Source organism: Marinobacter sp. es.042, from assembly GCF_900188315.1.
In the GTDB taxonomy this organism is placed as follows: domain Bacteria; phylum Pseudomonadota; class Gammaproteobacteria; order Pseudomonadales; family Oleiphilaceae; genus Marinobacter.
In genome coordinates, this window is record NZ_LT897781.1 from 3671317 (window position 1) to 3690777 (window position 19461).

Annotated in this window: 9 protein-coding genes; 6 read left to right on the forward strand and 3 right to left on the reverse strand. The window is 57.0% G+C overall.

What is annotated here, in order from left to right; genetic code table 11:
• The first annotated feature begins 64 nt into the window (after window positions 1-64).
• Window positions 65-2014: a CASTOR/POLLUX-related putative ion channel gene (locus CFB02_RS16885; protein WP_088558936.1), complete on the forward strand. Its 1950-nt coding sequence runs from the start codon at window positions 65-67 to the stop codon at window positions 2012-2014.
• A 47-nt stretch (window positions 2015-2061) separates the two neighbouring features.
• Here CFB02_RS16885 and CFB02_RS16890 read toward each other — a convergent pair whose 3' ends face one another.
• Window positions 2062-10041 (reverse strand): Ig-like domain-containing protein, encoded by a 7980-nt coding sequence (locus CFB02_RS16890; RefSeq protein ID WP_088558937.1) that lies wholly within the window; start codon window positions 10039-10041, stop codon window positions 2062-2064.
• Window positions 10042-10345: 304 nt separating this feature from the next.
• Between CFB02_RS16890 and CFB02_RS16895 the strand changes: the two genes are divergently transcribed.
• Genes CFB02_RS16895 through CFB02_RS16915 form a run of 5 tightly spaced genes read left to right on the forward strand, consistent with a single transcriptional unit; the run spans window position 10346 to window position 16768 of the window.
• Complete coding sequence (locus CFB02_RS16895; RefSeq protein ID WP_227519266.1) at window positions 10346-12217, forward strand: TolC family outer membrane protein; 1872 nt, start codon at window positions 10346-10348, stop codon at window positions 12215-12217.
• Window positions 12218-12242: 25 nt separating this feature from the next.
• Window positions 12243-14378, forward strand: a complete 2136-nt coding sequence (locus CFB02_RS16900; RefSeq protein WP_088558938.1) for a type I secretion system permease/ATPase — start codon at window positions 12243-12245, stop codon at window positions 14376-14378.
• Window positions 14375-15802 (forward strand): HlyD family type I secretion periplasmic adaptor subunit, encoded by a 1428-nt coding sequence (locus CFB02_RS16905; RefSeq protein ID WP_088558939.1) that lies wholly within the window; start codon window positions 14375-14377, stop codon window positions 15800-15802. Before CFB02_RS16900 ends, CFB02_RS16905 begins: the two co-directional genes overlap by 4 nt.
• Window positions 15799-16446, forward strand: coding sequence for a helix-turn-helix transcriptional regulator (locus CFB02_RS16910; protein WP_088558940.1), 648 nt, complete (start codon window positions 15799-15801; stop codon window positions 16444-16446). The genes CFB02_RS16905 and CFB02_RS16910 overlap by 4 nt, the downstream gene beginning before the upstream one ends.
• Window positions 16430-16768, forward strand: a complete 339-nt coding sequence (locus CFB02_RS16915; RefSeq protein WP_088558941.1) for a hypothetical protein — start codon at window positions 16430-16432, stop codon at window positions 16766-16768. Before CFB02_RS16910 ends, CFB02_RS16915 begins: the two co-directional genes overlap by 17 nt.
• On the opposite strand, the gene CFB02_RS16920 is transcribed toward CFB02_RS16915, so the two are convergent.
• Window positions 16765-18666, reverse strand: coding sequence for an EAL domain-containing protein (locus CFB02_RS16920; RefSeq protein WP_088558942.1), 1902 nt, complete (start codon window positions 18664-18666; stop codon window positions 16765-16767). The two genes, CFB02_RS16915 and CFB02_RS16920, sit on opposite strands and share 4 nt — an antisense overlap.
• Window positions 18653-19336 (reverse strand): transglutaminase-like cysteine peptidase, encoded by a 684-nt coding sequence (locus tag CFB02_RS16925; RefSeq protein ID WP_088559288.1) that lies wholly within the window; start codon window positions 19334-19336, stop codon window positions 18653-18655. Before CFB02_RS16925 ends, CFB02_RS16920 begins: the two co-directional genes overlap by 14 nt.
• Between the last annotated feature and the right edge of the window lie 125 nt (window positions 19337-19461).

Genomic DNA, 19461 nt, shown 5'->3' on the forward strand with positions numbered 1-19461 from the left:
CTCTCAAAGGCTCCAGATAGTTTACCCTTAGGCGATGAAACTATTCCCGACATAGAGGAATGCTATGCTGCCTTTCCGGTTGATCGACCGAATAAAATTCATACTGGAACGCCAACTCGTCAAGGGAGCGGGCTTTCAGCTACTTGTGGTTGGTGTGTTTATCGGTCTGATCTCTCTGGTTGGCGGCCTGCTGGTGGTTCCCCAGGGCGGAGACTTCGAGGAACCGGCCTCGGCCATCTGGTGGGCCTTCCTGAGGCTAACGGATCCTGGCTACCTGGGCGACGATGTAGGGACCTGGCAACGATTTGTATCCACTCTGCTCACGATCAGTGGCTATGTGGTGTTCATGGGCACGCTGGTGGCCATCCTGACCCGGTGGCTGATTGCCAAAATGGCAGATCTGGAGCGCGGTCTCACGCCGGTGACTCTTAAGAATCACGTCGTGGTGTTGGGCTGGACCAGCCAGACCCTGCCGCTGCTGTCCGAATTATTAGGCTCAAGTGGCCGGATGCGGCGGTTTCTTGAAAAGCACGACGCCCAGAAACTCAATCTGGTGGTGTTGTCTGAGGACGCTTCTGCGGCCCAGGTTCATGAGCTGCGAAGTGAGCCGGGTATCGGGCGCAGGGCCCGTCAGATCATTTTGCGGTCCGGGTTGGCGATCCAGCCAGATGCGCTGCACCGTGTTGCCTGTCTGGACGCAGCAGCCGTTATCGTGCCCAGCGCAACCCATGAGGCGGGCAGTCTGGTCACATCGGATGTGGAAACCGTAAAGGCACTGCTTTCCATCGCCGCCCAGGCGCGGCACTTCAAGGCCCCCTTGCCTTTCGTCGTGGCCGAAATCCAGGATGTTCGCAAGCTTCCGGTCATTGAGCGAGCCTATTCCGGCGCCGTGGAAGTCGTTGCAGGCGACGCCACCATCAGCCGGCTGATGGTTCAGAACATTCTTCACCCCGGGCTTTCGGAAATATTCAACGAACTGCTCACCGCCGGTGATGGCAATGAAATCTATATCCGGGGCGGAGAATCGCTGGCAGGGATGACGCTTGGAGAGCTGGCCGCTGCCCGGCCCGATGTTATCGTTCTGGGACTTTTGAAATATCGGGATGTCGGCTGGGACGTCCAACTGCTGGCACCGTCAGACTCACGAATTGATTCTTCGGATCGGGTGGTCATCATGGCCCGGGACTACTCCGAGACCGAACCGGATCCCAAGAGAACAAACTTGCCGCAGCTTGCGAGAGGGCAAGCGATACGCGTCGACCGGCCTGCTGATCAGCAGAACCACCGGGTTCTGGTGTTGGGCTGGAACCGGCGGATTCCCAGCCTGATTGCCGAATTCCTGAGCTATGGACAGCGCCATTTTGAGGTGGACCTCGTTTCTGTCGTTCCCAGAGCCGAGCGGGAGCAGGCCATTGTCCAATACGTCGATAATGTCGAACGCCTGACCTGTCAGCATATCGAGGCGGATTATATGGTTGAGGGTGAGCTGCGTCGAATTGGGCCGGCGCGCTATGACACCGTTATCCTGCTGAGCAGTGATCGGTTGGCCTCAGGCGAAGAGGCGGACGCCCGCGCGATGGTGGGGTATCTCCAGCTCGAGGATATCCTGGCCGACTCTGCGCGGAGGCCCCAACTGATTATGGAGCTGAGCGACCCTGACAATCGTCACCTGTTGGATGGCCATCAGAGCGAGATGATGATCAGCCCCATGATTCTGAGTCATGTCCTCGCCCAGGTGGCCTTGCGACGGGAGCTGCGGATCGTGCTGGATGAACTGTTCACCGTTGGCGGCGCCGAGATACAGTTCCGGGATCCCACGGATTACCCGTTGCCCGCCAGCGCTACCTTTCAGGTTCTGGAGAAAACAGTTGCCGCTGAGGGGGAATTGGCCCTGGGCCTATTCCGCGGGAAACCTGATGAACGCGGTCAGCATCTGTTGCTCAATCCGCCCCGAGAGCAGTATCTGGATCTTCAGTCTGGCGACCGAGTGGTCGTCTTGTGCCTGACCCAATAGAACATGCACCCCGGTGAGTTCCCCGAGGTGCATGTCTTGTTAGTCCGTCACTCGATCTTGATCTGATTGTTGCTAAGCAAGGAGTCGATGAACTGGTCGGACGTCTGGCCGTCCATGCTCACTCCGCTTAGGGTGATCGACTGATGGGCATTGTCGCCGCTATCGGAAAGAGCCCCATCCTTGTTGAGATAAAGAACCGTATCGCCATGCTCTTCACGAGCCATCATGTAATCATTAATGGTCGCGGATGACGCATCCTGAAGCAGGTCTGTCAGCTCCAGCTGGTCGCCTTGCCCGGAACCGTTATAGCCATCCTGAGTGTCAATGGTGAAGTCCGTGACCCTGTCCTGAGTCAACTGACCATCGTTTGCATCGCCCAACTCCCAACGGAAAACATCGGCTCCAACGCCCCCGGTAAGAACATCGCCATCAGCACCTCCAATCAGGGTGTCGTTGCCTGCGCCTCCGATCAGGTAATCGTTTCCGGCACCGCCTGACAGCGTGTCGTCTCCGGCGTATCCGCGAACAAGATCATCTGTTGCGGCGCCCTGCAGGTTGTTGCCCTGCTGGTCGCCGGATACAGTCTCCTCCGTCCGATCGACCGTGACGGTGAGCGTGTCCGTTACTGATTGCTCATCGTTGTTGCCAGACTCAGTTGCGGTTGCCGTGATGGTCAGTGCGATGTCGCCACTGAATTCCGCCGGAGGCAATAACTGAAGGTCGTTCAGGTCACTGGCGCCCAGGCTCCAGGTGCCGTCAGGATTCTGAACGCCGGCAGTTAGCGCAGCACCAGCAGGCATGCCATCAATCACAATGCCCAGGGTTTCGGAGCCGTCCTGATCGGCAAGCGCTGCATTGATTACCAGATCTACTGGCATTCCGTAGTTGCCAGCCAGCCCGGGAGCCGTAACGGTTGGTGTCGTCAATGAGAGCCAAGAGTCCTTGTTGCCATCGCCGCCGTTTAACACTAACCATTGGAACTGATGGTGCCCCGACTCCGTTGCTGTGTAGGTGAATGTTCCTTCTACGGCCTGGTTCGGGAATTTATTTTCCGAGGAGTCTACCAGCAAGGTCTCCCTGGCACCGGATGGTGCCGTGACCACCAAAACGACCAGGTCGTTGTAGCCTAAGGACACCTCGTTCGCGAAATCCTCACCGTTGGTGAATGTGTAATCCCAGGTAATGTCCATGCCCGCTGTCAGAGCCTGCGAACTCCCTGTTATTTTGCCGTCTACCACGGTTACGTTGCCCGGATCGGTGACTTGGTCACCGTCCGGATCGAAACGATTGTTGAGGAAATTGTTGGGCAGGCCAAGCTCGATTTCGAGGTATTGCCTGTCGACACCCGCGCCGGAGTTAAAGGCATCGGGCTCCACCGGTTCATCCGGTGATCCGGTAGAAATAGTGGTGACGCCAGCCTGGACACTGGTTGCATCGATCGCCGTCAATGTCGGTGCATCCGCAACCGGTTTCACATCAACCGTGACGGTCGCAGTGTCTGTGCCGCCTTGGCCGTCGCTGACCGTGTATGAGAATGAGGCGTCACCTGAGAAGTTGTCATCCGGCGTGAACACGATATTGCCGCTGCCGTTAAGAGCCACAGTTCCGTTAGTGGCATCCTGAACACTCTGGATGACCAGCGTGTCGCCATCCTCATCGACGTCGTTTTCGAGCAGAGTTGCCGGTGAAATTTCCAGAGACTGGTTTTCATCAACGATCAGAGCCGAATCAGGGCCGGTATGGGAAACGTGCTGGACACCAAATGTCTGGTATTGCCCGCCCTGTTCGCGAATCTCTATCCGTAGTTGCGCTCCTCCAGCTTGATCCCAGTACACGATTTCAACGGAGTGGGGGCCGTCGCCGGACAGAGTGAACTCGCTGCCAGAGCGGGTTGTGGCACCCTGGTTGCCGTTAAATTCGGCAACGGTCTGGCCATTAACTTCGATACGATAACCGTCATCGGCACGAACCCGGAACTGATACGTGCCAGCTTCGAGCTCAAGGTTGCCCGTCATCCGGATAATGGCGTCAGAACTGTTGTCGGGATCCTTTGACAGCGAATTACTGTCGGTTTTCAGAAAGTTCTGAAGCTTTCCATCGCTGCCCAGCCCACCGCCGATCAAACCGTAGTCGATGCTTGTTCCAATGAAGGTGGCGTCGGCCTGTGTTGCGGCGATAAAGTTTTTGACCTGAGCCACGTTCGTCAGGTTGCTGCCATCTGTTCCCTGCTGGTAGGCGAAGTACTCGCCGAACAGGCCGGGGATAGTGCTGAACACATAGGTGTCATCCGTAGCGACAGGATCGTCGTTTGCTCCGTTCAGGGTGATTGTCACTTCCTGCGTGGTCACGCCATCGGCGTTGGTCACCGTGATGGTGTCGGTCAGGGCGTCGCCTTCGGCCAGTTCCTGGATAGCCTGCTGGCTGTTGTCCGCACTGTAAGTCCAGGTGCCGTTTTCACCGATGACCAGTTCGCCGTAGGTACCCGTGAGGGTTTCGGCGGTGAAGACGTCTTCGCCGGCGTCCCCGCCAGTGGCTGCTAGAGCACCCGTGACCGTGAGGGTGTTGGCGTCGTCTTCGGTGACTGCACCGGTGGTGTCGCCAGAGATCAGTGGCACATCATCGGTGCCGTTAATGGTGATGTCCTGGGTAGCGGTCGTGCCGTCATCACTGGTGAAAGTGATGGTGTCGGTGAGTGTCTCACCGGCTTTCAGGGCCTGCACCGTCGTGTTGGTGTTATCCAGCGTGTAGGTCCAGTTGCCGCTCCCATCCACGGTCGGGGAGCCGTAGTTCGCGGTTGCGCTGCTTAGTGTGCCTTCGCCGCTATCGGCATCGCTCACATTCACTGTGCCGCTTGCGGTGTTGTCATTCGCATCGTCTTCAGTAACCGCACTGTCGGTGGCCTGCACGGTGATGTCCGCCGGGTCAGCCACCGGATTGACGGTAATCGCGACAGATGCTGAATCGGTGCCGCCATTGCCGTCGCTGACGGTGTAGATGATGGTGTCGTCGCCGGCGAAGTTGGTATTCGGGGTGTAATCCAGCGTGCCGTCAGCGTTGATGATGACCATGCCATTGGTGGCGGTTGCCTGGGTGACACTCAAGGTGTCGCCGTCGCTGTCAGTGTCATTACCCAGCACGTCGATGTTGCTCAGCACCGTATCTTCGTCGGTGGTGAGGGCTGCATCGTCATTCGCCACAGGTGCGTCGTTCACCAGGGTGGTGGTCACCGTGTTAGTGGCGGTCACACCGTCGTTAGTGGTCAGGCTGACGTTGGGAAGTGTGTTACCCGCATCCAGATAGGTTTCACCGGCGGAGGTCAGACGGACTTCGTTGCCGACGATCTCGTAATAGCCGTTGTCGTTGGTGCCGGCTGTGAAATCGACGGTCGCGTTACCTTCCTCGTCAGTCAGGGTGATCTCGCCGATCACCGCGCCAGCGCTGGTGCTGTCTTCGGTGACCGAGCCATCGGTCAGGCTGAGGCTCGACTGGTCGTTCACCAACGTGGTGGTCACGATGTTGGTCGCGGTTACACCGTCGTTGGTCGTCAAACTCACGTCCGGCAAGGCGTTTCCGGCATCCAGGTAGGTCTCACCAGCGGAGGTCAGACGGACTTCGTTCCCGACAATTTCATAGTAGCCATCGTCATTGGTACCCGCCGTGAAGTCGACGGTCGCGTTGCCTTCCTCGTCAGTCAGGGTGATCTCGCTGATTACGTCACCGGCGGAGGTGGTGTCTTCAGCCGCCGTGCCATCAGTCAGGCTCAGCGTCGAAGTATCGTTCACCAGCCTGGTGGTCACGGTGTTGGTGGCGGTCACACCATCGTTAGTCGTCAGGCTGACGTCTGGCAGTGGGTTGCCGGCATCCAGATACGCTTCACCGTCTGCGGTGAGGACCACGTTATTGCCGACAATCTCATAGTAGCCGTCATCGTTCGTGCCGGCGGTGAAGTCGACGGTGGCGTTACCTTCCTCATCGGTGAGGGTGATCTCGCTAATCACCGCGCCAGCGCTGGTGCTGTCTTCGGTCGCCGTGCCATCGGTGAGGCTCAGGGTCGAAGTATCGTTCACCAACGTGGTGGTTACGGTGTTGCTGACAGTGACGCCATCGTTGGTGGTCAGGCTCACATCCGGCAGTGCGTTACCGGCGTCCAGGTAGGTCTCACCAGCGGACGTCAGGCGGACTTCGTTCCCGACAATCTCGTAATAGCCATCGTCGTTGGTGCCGGCGGTGAAATTGACGGTCGCGTTGCCTTCTTCGTCGGTGAGGGTGATCTCGCCGATCACATCCCCGGCGGAGGTGGTGTCTTCCGTGGCGGAGCCATCGGTCAGGCTCAGGGTTGAGGTATCGTTCGCCAGGGTAGTGGTCACGGTGTTGGTGGCGGTCACACCATCGTTGGTGGTCAGGCTGACGTTGGGAAGGGTGTTACCTGCATCGAGGTAAGTCTCACCAGCCGAGGTCAAACGCACCTCGTTACCGACAATTTCATAGTAGCCGGCGTCATTGGTACCGGCGGTGAAGTCGACGGTGGCGTTGCCTTCTTCATCCGTGAGGGTGATTTCACTGATCACCGCGCCAGCGCTAGTGCTGTCTTCGGTCGCCGTGCCATCGGTCAGAGTGAGGCTGGACTGATCGTTCACCAGGGTTGTGGTCACGGTGTTGGTTGCGATCACGCCGTCGTTAGTGGTCAGACTGACGTCTGGCAGTGCATTACCGGCGTCCAGGTAGGTTTCACCAGCGGACGTCAGGCGGACTTCGTTGCCGACGATCTCGTAATAGCCGTCATCGTTCGTGCCCGCGGTGAAATCGACGGTCGCGTTGCCTTCCTCATCGGTGAGGGTGATCTCACCGATCACATCCCCGGCGGAGGTGGCGTCTTCAGTCGCCGTGCCATCAGTCAGGCTCAGCGTTGAGATATCGTTCACCAGCGTGGTGGTCACGGTGTTCGTCGCGATCACACCGTCGTTGGTGGTCAGGCTCACATTTGGGAGCGCGTTACCGGCGTCCAGGTAGGTCTCTCCAGCGGACGTCAGGCGGACTTCGTTGCCGACAATTTCATAGTAGCCATCGTCATTGGTACCCGCCGTGAAGTCGACGGTGGCGTTGCCTTCTTCATCCGTGAGGGTGATTTCGCTGATCACCGCGCCAGCGCTAGTGCTGTCTTCGGTGGCAACGCCATCAGTCAGAGTGAGGCTGGACTGATCGTTCACCAGGGTTGTGGTCACGGTGTTCGTTGCGGTTACACCATCGTTGGTGGTCAGGCTCACGTCCGGCAGTGCGTTACCGGCGTCCAAATAAGTCTCACCAGCGGACGTCAGACGCACTTCGTTGCCGACAATTTCATAGTAGCCATCGTCATTGGTGCCGGCCGTGAAGTCGACGGTGGCGTTGCCTTCTTCATCCGTGAGGGTGATTTCGCTGATCACCGCGCCAGCGCTGGTGCTGTCTTCGGTGGCGGAGCCATCAGTCAGACTGAGGCTGGATTGGTCATTTACCAAAGTGGTGGTTACGGTGTTGCTGACAGTGACGCCATCGTTGGTGGTCAGGCTGACGTCTGGCAATTCGTTACCGGCGTCCAGATACGCTTCACCGGCGGACGTCAGACGCACTTCGTTGCCGACAATTTCATAGTAGCCATCGTCATTGGTGCCGGCCGTGAAATCGACCGTGGCGTTGCCTTCCTCGTCGGTCAGGGTGATCTCGCCGATCACGTCACCAGCCGAGGTGCTGTCCTCGGTGGCAACGCCATCAGTCAGACTGAGGCTGGCCTGGTCGTTCACCAGGGTGGTGGTGACCGTATTGGTCGCGGTCACGCCGTCGTTAGTGGTCAGGCTCACATCTGGGAGCGCGTTACCCGCATCCAGATAGGCTTCACCAGCCGAGGTCAAACGCACCTCGTTACCGACGATCTCGTAATAGCCGTTGTCATTGGTGCCCGCCGTGAAGTCGACCGTGGCATTGCCTTCTTCGTCGGTCAGAGTGATCTCGCCGATCACGTCACCAGCCGAGGTGCTGTCCTCGGTGACGGAGCCATTGGTCAGGCTCAGCGTTGAGGTATCGTTCACCAGCGTTGTGGTTACGGTGTTGCTGACAGTGACGCCATCGTTGGTGGTCAGGCTCACATCCGGCAGTGCGTTACCGGCGTCCAGGTAGGTCTCACCAGCGGACGTCAGGCGGACTTCGTTGCCGACGATCTCGTAATAGCCGTCATCGTTCGTGCCCGCGGTGAAATCGACGGTGGCGTTGAATTCCTCGTCAGTCAGGGTGATCTCGCCGATCACCGCGCCAGCGCTGGTGCTGTCTTCAGTCGCCGCGCCATCGGTCAGGCTGAGGCTGGACTGGTCGTCCACCGGATTGACGGTAACCGCGACGGAGGCGGAATCGGTGCCGCCATTGCCGTCACTGACGGTGTAGGCGATGGTGTCGTTTCCGGCGAAGTTGGCATTTGGGATGTAATCCAGTGTGCCGTCAGCGTTAATGATGACCGTGCCATTGGTGGCCGTTGCCTGAGTGACGCTGAGGCTGTCGCCATCGCTGTCGGTGTCATTGCCCAGCACGTCGATGTTGCTCAGCACCGTGTCTTCGTCGGTGGTTAGGGGCGCATCGTCATTCGCCACAGGTGCGTCTTGGGCACTGTTAATGGTGATAGTGACCGTCTCGGTGGTCACGCCATCGGCATTGGTAACCGTGAAGCTGTCCGTCAGGGTTTGGTCGGTAGCCAGACCCTGAATGGCCTGTTGACTGTTATCTGCGCTGTAAGTCCAGGTGCCGTTTTCATCGATGACCAGTTCGCCGTAGGTGCCGGCCAGGGTCTCGCCAGTGAAGGCATCTTCGCCAGGGTCGCCGCCGTTGGCTGCCAGAGTGCCCGTGGTAGTGAGGATGGTGGCCTCGTCCTCAGTGACGTTGCCGGTTATATCGCCAGAGATCACTGGCACATCGTCGACGGCATTGAAGGTGCCTGATGTGCGGTCAGTAACGTTGTTGCCATTACGATCCTGAGCGGAGGCTTCAATGGTGAGACTTCCATCCACGAGGCCCGAAAGATCCACGCCAGCGATGCTGAAGGAACCATCAGCACCAACGGTTGCAGTTGCTGTCACCACAGTACCTTGAGTGTCAGTAATCGTCAGTTCGACCGCGTTACCTTCCGCGACGTCGGTAGTGGTCCCGGTCAGGTCAATGGTTTGTGCATCGTTGTCAATGGATTGGGCTGTCACGTCCAGCATTCCGGTAGTGACGTCCAGCGTACCCCCTGTTGAAGCTGTCAATCTTTCGCCATTGGCCGCCGTTGCGGAGGCATCAATCGTGATTGGCCCATCAACCAGCCTAGTCAGTTGAGAGATGACCGCTGTATAGCTGCCGTCAGGTCCTGGGTTGATCACCTGCGAAACTGTCGTTCCGTTCTGGTCAGTGATTGTTACCGTAATCGATTCGCCATTGGCCAGGTTGTTGCCCGAACCATTGATGGTGTAAGCGGGAGTGTCGCTGGTTCCGCCGGAAACACTCTCAATGGAGAGAGTGCCGGGTTCGGGGGCGGTCGGGTTCAGGCCAGAGCCCCCGTCAATATCAACCACCGGTGTATCGGCCTGTACTGTTGTCAGGTCCAGGCTGATGTCGGAAGGGTTGATGTTCTCCAGAATGCGGGCAAGGCGGACAGAACTGCTGCCTCCAGCACTACCACCTTCCAAACCGGCGGCCGGTGCCTCGGCCTCCTCAATGCTGGTGCCCAAAGCCTCCTCGATGGCTGCAAGTGCCTGCGCAACACTTTCATCTTCAACGATGGAGTCCTCGTTGGGTGAGGGAACGAAATTGCTTGCCAATTCGGCGCTCGCGAGGATTGTTACACCACTGTCGACAGTGGCTGTGTTGTTGTAGCCGAAATCAAGCAACACACGACCGTCTTCCGCAGTGATCAGTCTCTCACCCAGCATTAGAGCGTCACCTTGTTCCAGAAGTCTGCGGCTTCCGTCCGGCGCCTCTGCCCAGACTTTCCCGGAAACGTTCAGAACGATGGCAATCGTGATGCTCATGGCAGGCCTCTTTATTTCAAAATAGAACTAGCAGGGAGTTTTATGAACTTTTTTACTGCCCTTACGGTAGGCTGGCTTGCAACGCCTGCCTACTGGACTGGGGTACAGGTTCGGGCGATTTCTGGTGATAAATTGTAAATGGTTGTTAAATTGCCCCTTTTTACTTGCGGTCCGATACAATAGCGCGCAGCCGAGTTGGCTGAAGTGGGAATGCGGCAAGTGGTTGGTGGTCGTGCTCCAGTTCCGAATAGAAAAGGGTAGTGCTTTCTTGGGCGAAGCCCTTGTTAGCCTGGAGGTTGGAAGTTTGTCGATTATCAAGAAGATCATGGAATCAGGGGCTGCCGCTGTTTTTGCCGCAACTTGCCTGTCAGCGCCCCTTTTTGCCCAGGCCAAGGGCGATAGCGCGGTCGATGCGATCAGAAAAGCGATCGAAACGAATCCCGAGGTTCGCGCGAGCTGGCATCAGTTTCTGGTTGCGGGTCATGAAACAAAGACCGCCTATGGCGGCTACAAGCCATCGCTGGATGCCAGCGCCCGTTATGGCCTGGAGAATCGAAACTACGGGCCAGTGGACGAATACGATGGTTATGATGGTCAAGTGACTCTGACCCAAATGTTGTATGACGGATTTCAGACCCAGAGCAGCGTCCAGCGGTTTGAGGAGCGGCAGCTGGTCAGTTACTTCGATCTGCTGGGGCAGATTGAAGAGACCTCGCTGGAGGCGCTTCGGTCCTATCTGGATGTTGCTCGTCAGAGGGAACTCGTGGCTTTGGCGCGAGACAATCTCCAAACCCATCAGGATGTCTATGATCAGGTAAGTGAAAGTGCCGAAGCCGGAGTGGCGCGGGCGGCTGACCTTGAACAGGTTAGTGGTCGCCTGTCTCTGGCCGAAGCGAACCTGTTCACGGTCGCCAGCAATCTCCATGATGTCCAGGCACGTTATCTACGGATTATAGGCGAGAAGCCGCCAACTGAACTTGAAGAAGTTCAGTTGGCGGCTGATCTGGTCCCGCCATCAGTGACCGATGCCCTGTCTATCGCCTATGAGGGCAATCCAAGCTTCAGGGCCGCGCATCGTGAAATCAAGGCTGCAGAGGCAAGCGTTGAAGAGAACCGTTCCGGATTCCACCCGAAGGTGGATCTGGTAGCCAGCTACGGTCACCGTTCCTACGATGATCTGGGCTTTGATAACTCAGAGACTGACGGTCGGATTGGCATCGAGCTGAACGTCAACCTGTATCGGGGCGGGTCTGACCGGGCGCGGGTTCGCGGTGCCTATGAACAGGTAAATGTTGCCAAGGACCTTCGTGATAAAGCATGTGTGGATATCCGACAGGAAATACAGATTGCCTTCAACGACGTTCGCAATCTGGAGAATCAGATCCCCATTCTGAATAATCACCGGCTTTCCTCAGCTCGGGTAAGAACGGCCTATAAGGATCAATTCGATATCGGTGAACGTACCCTTCTGGACGTTCTGGATGCGGAAAATGAGTACTTTGACGCTAGCCGGGCTTATGCCAATGCAGTCTATGACCGAAAGCTGGCTGTTGCCCGGGTGCAAGCCGGAATGGGTCACCTGGTGTCGTCACTGGGGTTGGTACGAGATGGTCTGCCTTCAATGGAAGAGCTGGGAGTTAGCCCTCTCGAAATTACGGACAGTGTCTGTCCTGCGGTAGCCCTGGATGACTCCGTTAACCTGCTGCTCGATTCCGACAAAGACGGAGTCAAGAATTATAAAGATCGGTGTCCGGGTACGGCTCCGGGAGCGCGTGTTGATGTAAAGGGGTGCGAGGTTGCAAGCGAACTCGAAGTGGTTAAGACTGCCGTTATTGAATTTGCCAATGACTCCGCCAGAATTGAGCCGACCAGTCAGGAATACCTGGATGATATTGGCCGTTTCCTGACCCAGAACCCTGAAGCGCAGGTCGAGATTGTCGGACATGCGTCCAGGACAGGCGCGCCTGCCTACAATCAGGCGTTGTCGCTCAGACGTGCAGAAGCGGTAGCCCAGGTTCTGGCTGATCGTTACGGTATCGACCGCCAGCGTTTGACCACCGAGGGGCAGGGGTTCTATCAGCCAAGGTTCTCACTGGGATCCGCTGCAGCCTTGAACGCCAATCGCAGGGCAGACGTCCGAGTATTGGCCTCTGGCTCTTCTTCACAACTGAAGTGAAGCGAGGAAAACTATAGGTAATTGAGTGGAAGAACCAGGACAAGGCTATCAAAGTGACCGTTTGCTGACGTGTCTTCAGATCCTCTGCAAATTCCATGGGCGTCAGGCGTCGGCAGAGAGTATTGCGTTCGGGCTTCCGCTGGAGGCGGGCCAACTGACGCCCTCGACGTTCGGGCGAGCGGCCCACAGGTTGGGGTTTACCAGCCAGATTGAGAAACAGCCGCTCGATGCAGTCAATTTGGCACTTCTGCCTGCCGTGTTGCTCCTTGATGATGACCGAGCCTGCGTCCTTCATTCCCTCAATAAAGAACGGGGCACCGCCTCCGTCGTTTTTCCTGAACTCCCCGAATCCGAAACAGAAGTTTCCATGTCGGAATTAGCAGCGGCTCATTCTGGCATGGTTTTGTATTGTCGCCCGAAGTTCCGCTTTGATCGTCGTGCGATCCAGACCCGGGCGGCCCAGGGTGGACACTGGTTCTGGAGCGTTATCGCCGAAAACAAAAAACTTTATCGGGACATCTGCATCGCAGCGCTAATGATTAACATTTTTGCTGTGGCGATGCCGCTATTCGTCATGAACGTTTATGACCGGGTTGTCCCGAACCATGCAACCCATACCCTTTGGGTGCTGGCTATAGGTCTTTTGATCGCCCTTTGCGCGGATCTTGTGCTTCGCCTGATGAGGGGGTGGTTCATCGATCTGGCGGCGAGTCGGGCCGATGCAAAGTTGTCCGCATCCATCATGGAGCGGGTGCTAGGGTTGAGCCTGGCGCATCGGCCACAGTCTGCCGGCGCGTTTGCCGCGAATGTGCAGTCGTTTGAATCCATCCGCTCATTCGTCAGTTCCATGACCGTGGTTGGGCTGGTGGATCTGCCTTTTGTGCTTCTTTTTTTACTGGTAATCATGCTGATTAGCTGGCCTCTGGGTATTCCCGTGGCTGTCGGCGCTATTGGATTGATCATCTATGCCTCAATCGCCCAGCGACGTTTGAGGGATTTGTCTGAGGAGAGCATGTCTGCCGGTTCCCAGCGAAACGCCACGCTGGTGGAGGGCTTGTCGAATCTGGAATCGGTCAAGAGCTTGGGTGTTGAAAGCAGGATTCAGGCGACCTACGAGCGTACCTCGTTGTACATCAGTAATATCAGTGCCCGCCTGAAGTTTATCTCCGCAACAATTCAGAGCGGCGCCCAGTGGGTGCAGCATCTGGTCGCTGTGGCGATCATCATTCTCGGCGTCTATCTGATCATTGAGGGGGAGCTGACACAGGGTGGGCTGATCGCCGCTTACCTGCTCTCTTCCCGGGCGATGGCTCCGGTGAGCCAGGCGGCGGGTCTACTGGCACAGTATCATTATGCGGCCACCGCCCTGAGAACCCTGGATGAGATCATGGCGCTGCCGCAGGAACGGTCGTTGGATAAAAACTGGGTTTCCCGACCGGTGCTCAGCGGGAAAGTAGAGTTCAGGGACGTTCAGTTCCAGTATCCCGAATCGGGTCAGCTAGCACTGACAGGCGTGTCACTCAACCTGAAGGCGGGCGAGCGAGTCGCCATTCTGGGCAAGAATGGTTCGGGAAAGAGCACGATTCAGCGTCTGTTGCTGGGACTCCACTATCCTGCCTCTGGCACCATATCTCTCGATAATGTCGACCTGAGACAGCTGGATCCCGCAGAGCTTCGACGGAATATCGGCTACGTGCCACAGGACGTTGAGCTATTCTATGGCAGTCTTCGGGACAATATCATACTGTCCCGACCTGTCTCGGACGAGGAGCTGTTGCGGGTTACTGAGCTGAGCGGGTTGAAACCCTTCGTTGACGCGCAGCCAGACGGCTTTGATCTGCAGATAGGTGAACGGGGACAACGATTGTCTGGTGGCCAGCGACAGGCTCTGGCCATTGCCCGGGCTATGGTGGGCGATCCGCCAATATTGTTGCTTGATGAGCCTACCGGTTCTCTTGACCACTCCAGCGAAGAGCATTTCAAGCGGAGTCTGGCTCGGGCCTCGGCCGGCAAGACTTTGGTTATGGTGACCCACCGAACCTCTTTGCTGGAGCTGGCAAATCGCATCATCGTTCTTGATGGCGGACGTATCGTGGCGGACGGTCCCAAAGAAACCGTCGTGGAAGCGCTCCGACAGGGTAAAATCCGGGGGGCGTCATGAGTGAGTCGAAAGACCGGTCGTCTCTGGCGGAAAAGGGCTTCCATGGCATTGGGCGTGGTTCTGATAGGGTCGGACAACGCACTGAACGTTGGTTTGATCGTCTGATGGGGCGATGGCTTAAGATTCCTGATGGACGCGGCTGGGAAGTCGACAGCGAGTGGGCGAGGGTTCAGCAGGAGCCCATCCGCCCCCGGGCTTTGTTGTGGACGATCTTCCTGGCGTTCGTTGCTTTGCTGGTATGGGCAGGTTTTGCGACGATTGATGAAGTGGCTCGTGGCGATGGGAAGGTTATTCCCTCCAGCCAGTTGCAGGTTGTCCAGTCTCTGGATGGCGGAGTAGTTGAAATGCTCTCGGTACAAGAGGGCGAGCTGGTAAAAAAAGGTCAGCTTCTTGTTAGTGTCGAGTCAACCCGGTTTGACTCTGATTATGCCGAGCAGATGGCCCGGGAATTATCGCTGTTGGCCGATACTTTCCGGTTACGGGCGCTGGTTGAGGATACGGAGATTTCCTTCCCGAGTGACTTTCAGGAAAGGGCGCCTCAGCTGATTGCGGTGCAGAAGTCGTTGTTCGAGAACAGTCGACGGGAATTGCAGGAACAGCAAGCGATCTATCAACAACAGCTCGAGCAACGGCAAGCGGATCTGCAGGAGGCGCTATCGGCCCGTCAGCAGTACCGGGAAGTGCTTGGGCTTGCCTCCAGAGAACTTGAGTTGAAGCGCCCATTGCTGGCTTCAGGTGCAGTCTCTGAAGTAGATCTGATCAAGCTTGAAAGGGAGATTTCCAACGCGCGGGGAGAAGCCGCCCAGGCGGAGTCTGCGATCAATCGTTCCCGGGCAGCCATTGCCGAGGCAGAATCAAAAATTCGAGAGACTGGCCTGGTAATGACTAACCGCTGGCGCCAGCAACTTTCTGAAGCCATCAGCGAATTGGCTGCATCCCGAGAGATGCTGGAAGGGCTGCAGGATCGAGTGAGCAAAACCAGGATCGTCGCCCCGGTCGATGGAACCGTACAGCGGCTGTTTGTGAAAACAGTGGGTGGGGTCGTAGCGCCGGGGCAGGACGTTGTTGAGATTGTCCCTCTGAATGATGAACTGCTTGTGGAGGCTCGGGTATCCCCGAAGGACATTGCTTTCATCCGAAGGGGGCAAGGTGCAATTATAAAGTTTAGCGCCTACGATTTTGCGGTTTTTGGCGGGCTAAAAGCGACCGTCGAGCATATCAGTGCAGATACCATTACCGATGAAAAAGACAACACCTATTACCTGACTCGTCTGCGCACTGAGACTCAGAGCTTTTCCGAGCAACTGGCCATCATTCCCGGTATGACGGTGCAAGTGGATATACTGACGGGTGAAAAAACGATACTGGAATATTTGCTAAAGCCGGTATTGCGAGCCACCTCTCAGGCATTGAGCGAGCGATGACGACCGACCACTCTATTCTTGTCTACGGCCCGGCGTTTCGGCCGCTGGACCACTGGGAGCGTGTGCTGCCCGGCGTCGGGCTGGTTGAGGCCGGAGGCGATCTGCAGCGCATTGCTCCACCAGCCTTGCTCTGGGTATGCAGTGATGTACCCGAGTGGAAGACTCTCGTTCGCAATTGGTCGGATAGGGGCGGAAAGGTAGCCGTATTAACGCGACAGCCTGAACCTGAAGAAATGAATCGGGTGCTGGCCTGCGGCGCCCGTGCCTATCTTCCTGCGCTGTCCAACGAGCGCGTGTTTCAACAGGTTGCTGAAACGGTTCGGGCAGGTGGTCTCTGGTTTCCGGAACAGCTGCTGGCGTCTCTGCTCAAGACCGTCGCCAGTGCGCTGGAAAGTGCTCCTCTGCCGTCATCGCCGGCTGACCTAAGCGCTCTTACCGCGCGTGAGCATCAGGTGGCTCTCCTGGCCGCGAAAGGATCGAGTAACCGGAATATCGCTACGAAACTTGGCATCACCGAGCGTACGGTGAAAGAACACATGGGCTCGATATTCAAGAAACTGGCTGTCCGGGACCGGATGCAACTGATGTTGCTCGTTACCGGTCAACAGAATACGGGGGCGGGCGGTGATGTACGTCAGGCGTAACGATAACGGTGACATAGTCGCTGCGAGTCAAGAGCCGTTGAGTGGCTTCACAGAAATTGCACACGATGCGCCTGAGCTGCAGGACTTTCTCTGTTCGCAACTGAATGTGACGGAAGGCCACCGTTTCCGGGAATCCGACTCATCGCTGATCCGGGTCATCGAGGATTTGGTGGACCTGCTGGCATTCAAAGGCATCATCCGCTTCACGGACTTGCCACCAGAGGCCCAGAACAAGCTGATGGAACGGAAGTCCATGCGTGGCCAGGATGACCATCTGAACCTCATTGATAACGTCGGCGACGACCTTTTTGACTTTGATTAGTCGCTGGTTTTCACGCCAGGCCCAGTGACGCCGTCGACACCCACATCCCAGGCCGACTGGACACACTCTTCAGAGCGGGCTCCGGCCAGGTAAACCTTGAGTCCGATCGAGTGCGCCAGTGCCGTTAGCCGCTGGAGGTATTGCTGTGTGGCTGGGTCGGACGCCAGGCGTTGGGCGTAAACGGGGTCCGTTTTGATGTAATCCAGCCCAAGCTCATGCACCCGGGAAATACGCTCCAGGTTCTGGCCAATTCCGCTGACTCCCACTTCACATCCTCGTGCCTGGGCTTCGTGAACGAATGTACCCAGTGCCAGCTCTCCGATGGCCAGTGTTGATTCGGGAAGCTCCAGGCGGAAAGCCTGGGACGGATGTGAGCGATGTTCGAGCAGCTTCAGAATATGATGTCGGGCCTGATCGTTCAGCAGACTTTCCCTTGAAATATGAATCACGATGGGAGTGTTGCCTGGCTGGGTTGTTGACTGGGTGAGGTGCTTCACCATCGCTATGTCCACGTCAGGCAGCAAACCAAGCCTTCGGCCCCAGGGGAGAAAATACCCGGCAGCGCGCCAGTTCCCATTTAACTGCAGGCGGACCTTGGCTTCCTGGTGCAAGGGCTTGCCATCGCGACCAATCAGAGGGTGTAGAAGGGCTTTCAGCGCATTCTTTTGCAGGGCCGAGTCAATTGCCTCCCGCCACTCTGTTGCATTCTTGAAGGGAATATCCTCAAGGTCTTCTTCATCGATCACAACCCGTTCCTGAGTTTGCTCCGCCTGGGCGAGGAGGTGATCCACTTTCATGAGAACTCCGGCGTGCGAGCTGCCGGGCTGGAAAGTGCAAATGGAAAGGTTGGGTGCCTGACCGGCCGGCCCTGTTACCCGGCGAGACAGTGTTTCACTGAGCAAACCGGCGTCGTGGAACTCGGTCAGCAGGACCCCGAAGTCTGAGCCATTCAGGCGCCCTATGAAAGCCTCAGCGGCGAGGTGCTCATCATCGTCAATGGCTTCGGATATCTCCTGGCAAAATCGCCTGAGCTCGTGGTTCACGACTTCTCTGCCATGTTCTGCATTGAGCTCTGCGAGATTCTGAATTCGAAGCAGAGCAATGGTATGCCGCGCGTCCGTGTCGGGGTCGTCGATCAGGCTGTCCAGTTTGCTGATGAAAAATTCCCGATTTCCAACGTCAGTCACTGGGTCATGTAGGGCCTTCTGTCGCATGTCGGCCAGTGCCCGGGCTTCGGTTTCCAGAATGTGTTCGACGCGACGGGATAGCTTGTTCATCGCCCTTACCACTCGTTGAAACTCTGTGGTGCGGGGTTCACTGGAAACGATGAAACGTTTTTCTCCAATCGCCTCTGCCTGCTGAACAACTTCGTTCAGAGGCCGACTGATCCGTCGGACAAGCCAGCTTCCTGCCAGTCCGGCTGCCAACGCTACCAGGGCAAGCCACAGTAAAAGCCGTTGCGCCGTCACCCAGAGTGATGTCTGTGCGTAGGTCGTGTCGCTTTCGATCGACAATGTGCCAAAGTTCACCCATCCGTCAGATACGGTGGCCACGCCGGCCGGGACCTCAAGGGGGAAAATAGCTCGAAACCACCCCGGAGCCTGGTGCTCCATGGTGTCTGACTGAAGATCGAGCGAGGTTCCGCCGGGCATGGTGAGGCGAATGCGCTGGTAATGTCCGGTCGCAAACTGGGCATCCAGGAAAGACCGCAACAGAGCGGTCTCCTTTTCTGTGTGTGAAAGGGTGATCGCCAGCGAATTCGCACTGTCGATGTTCTTGAGGGCAAGTTGCTCCTCGTAATAGGCCTGGGCCGAGATCAGGCTTGCGGCAAGGCTGGCAACAAACGCCGTTAATATCAGGAAGCTGGTAGCCAGCCACAACTGTTTAACGAGGGACATTAAAGGTCACTCCTTCGCTTCTCATTCGGTCAAGCACATTACGCCAGGGGGAAAGTCGGGCGGTGGAGCTTCCTGCTGAAGCGCCGGAGCCTCCTGCCCAAAGCTCGCTACTGTTAAAACTGAACACCGGCGTCAGGTCAGTCCGTTCGCTGGCGGGAAGAATGTCTTCTATGAGGCTGTCCAGCAAAATAGGTTCAGCTCCGGGTTCAGGATAATAGCCCAGAACCATATGAGGTCGGGTAACCGGGCTGGCGGGACCTCCAATGCGCGCACGAACGTATATGAGCCTAAGCTTGTCATCGCTGATGCCTGCGCTCAAAAGGCTTATGTACTGGATGATGACGAAATCCTCGCAGTCACCCCGGCCTTGTGCCAGGGTTTCAAGCGGTGACGCCCAGTAATCTTCTCGCCCCCAGAGCGCGCTATCTAGCTGATAATTTAAAACATCATGAACAAATGCGTTGATCTGTCGAAGCTTTTCATCAGTGTTAAGCGAGCTTGCCCGTTGCAGCAAGGATTGCCACTGGTCGAGAATGGTGTTGTCAGCACCGAACCCATAACGATCCCATTGGTTGCGGCTTTGTTCAAAATCGATAGCAGTAAAAACAGGTTGCTCTTGAGTTTGCCGCGAGGACAATCCTGGCAAACTAAAAAGCATTACGCCCAGCATGATCGCAGTTCGTAACCATTTCCTATATCTCAGGAGGTTGATACCGACGCCCATCGACGCTCACTTGATACGTTTCATTTGGCTGCAGCCCGGGCTCGGGTGCAGAAAATGCAGTCTGTTCCAAC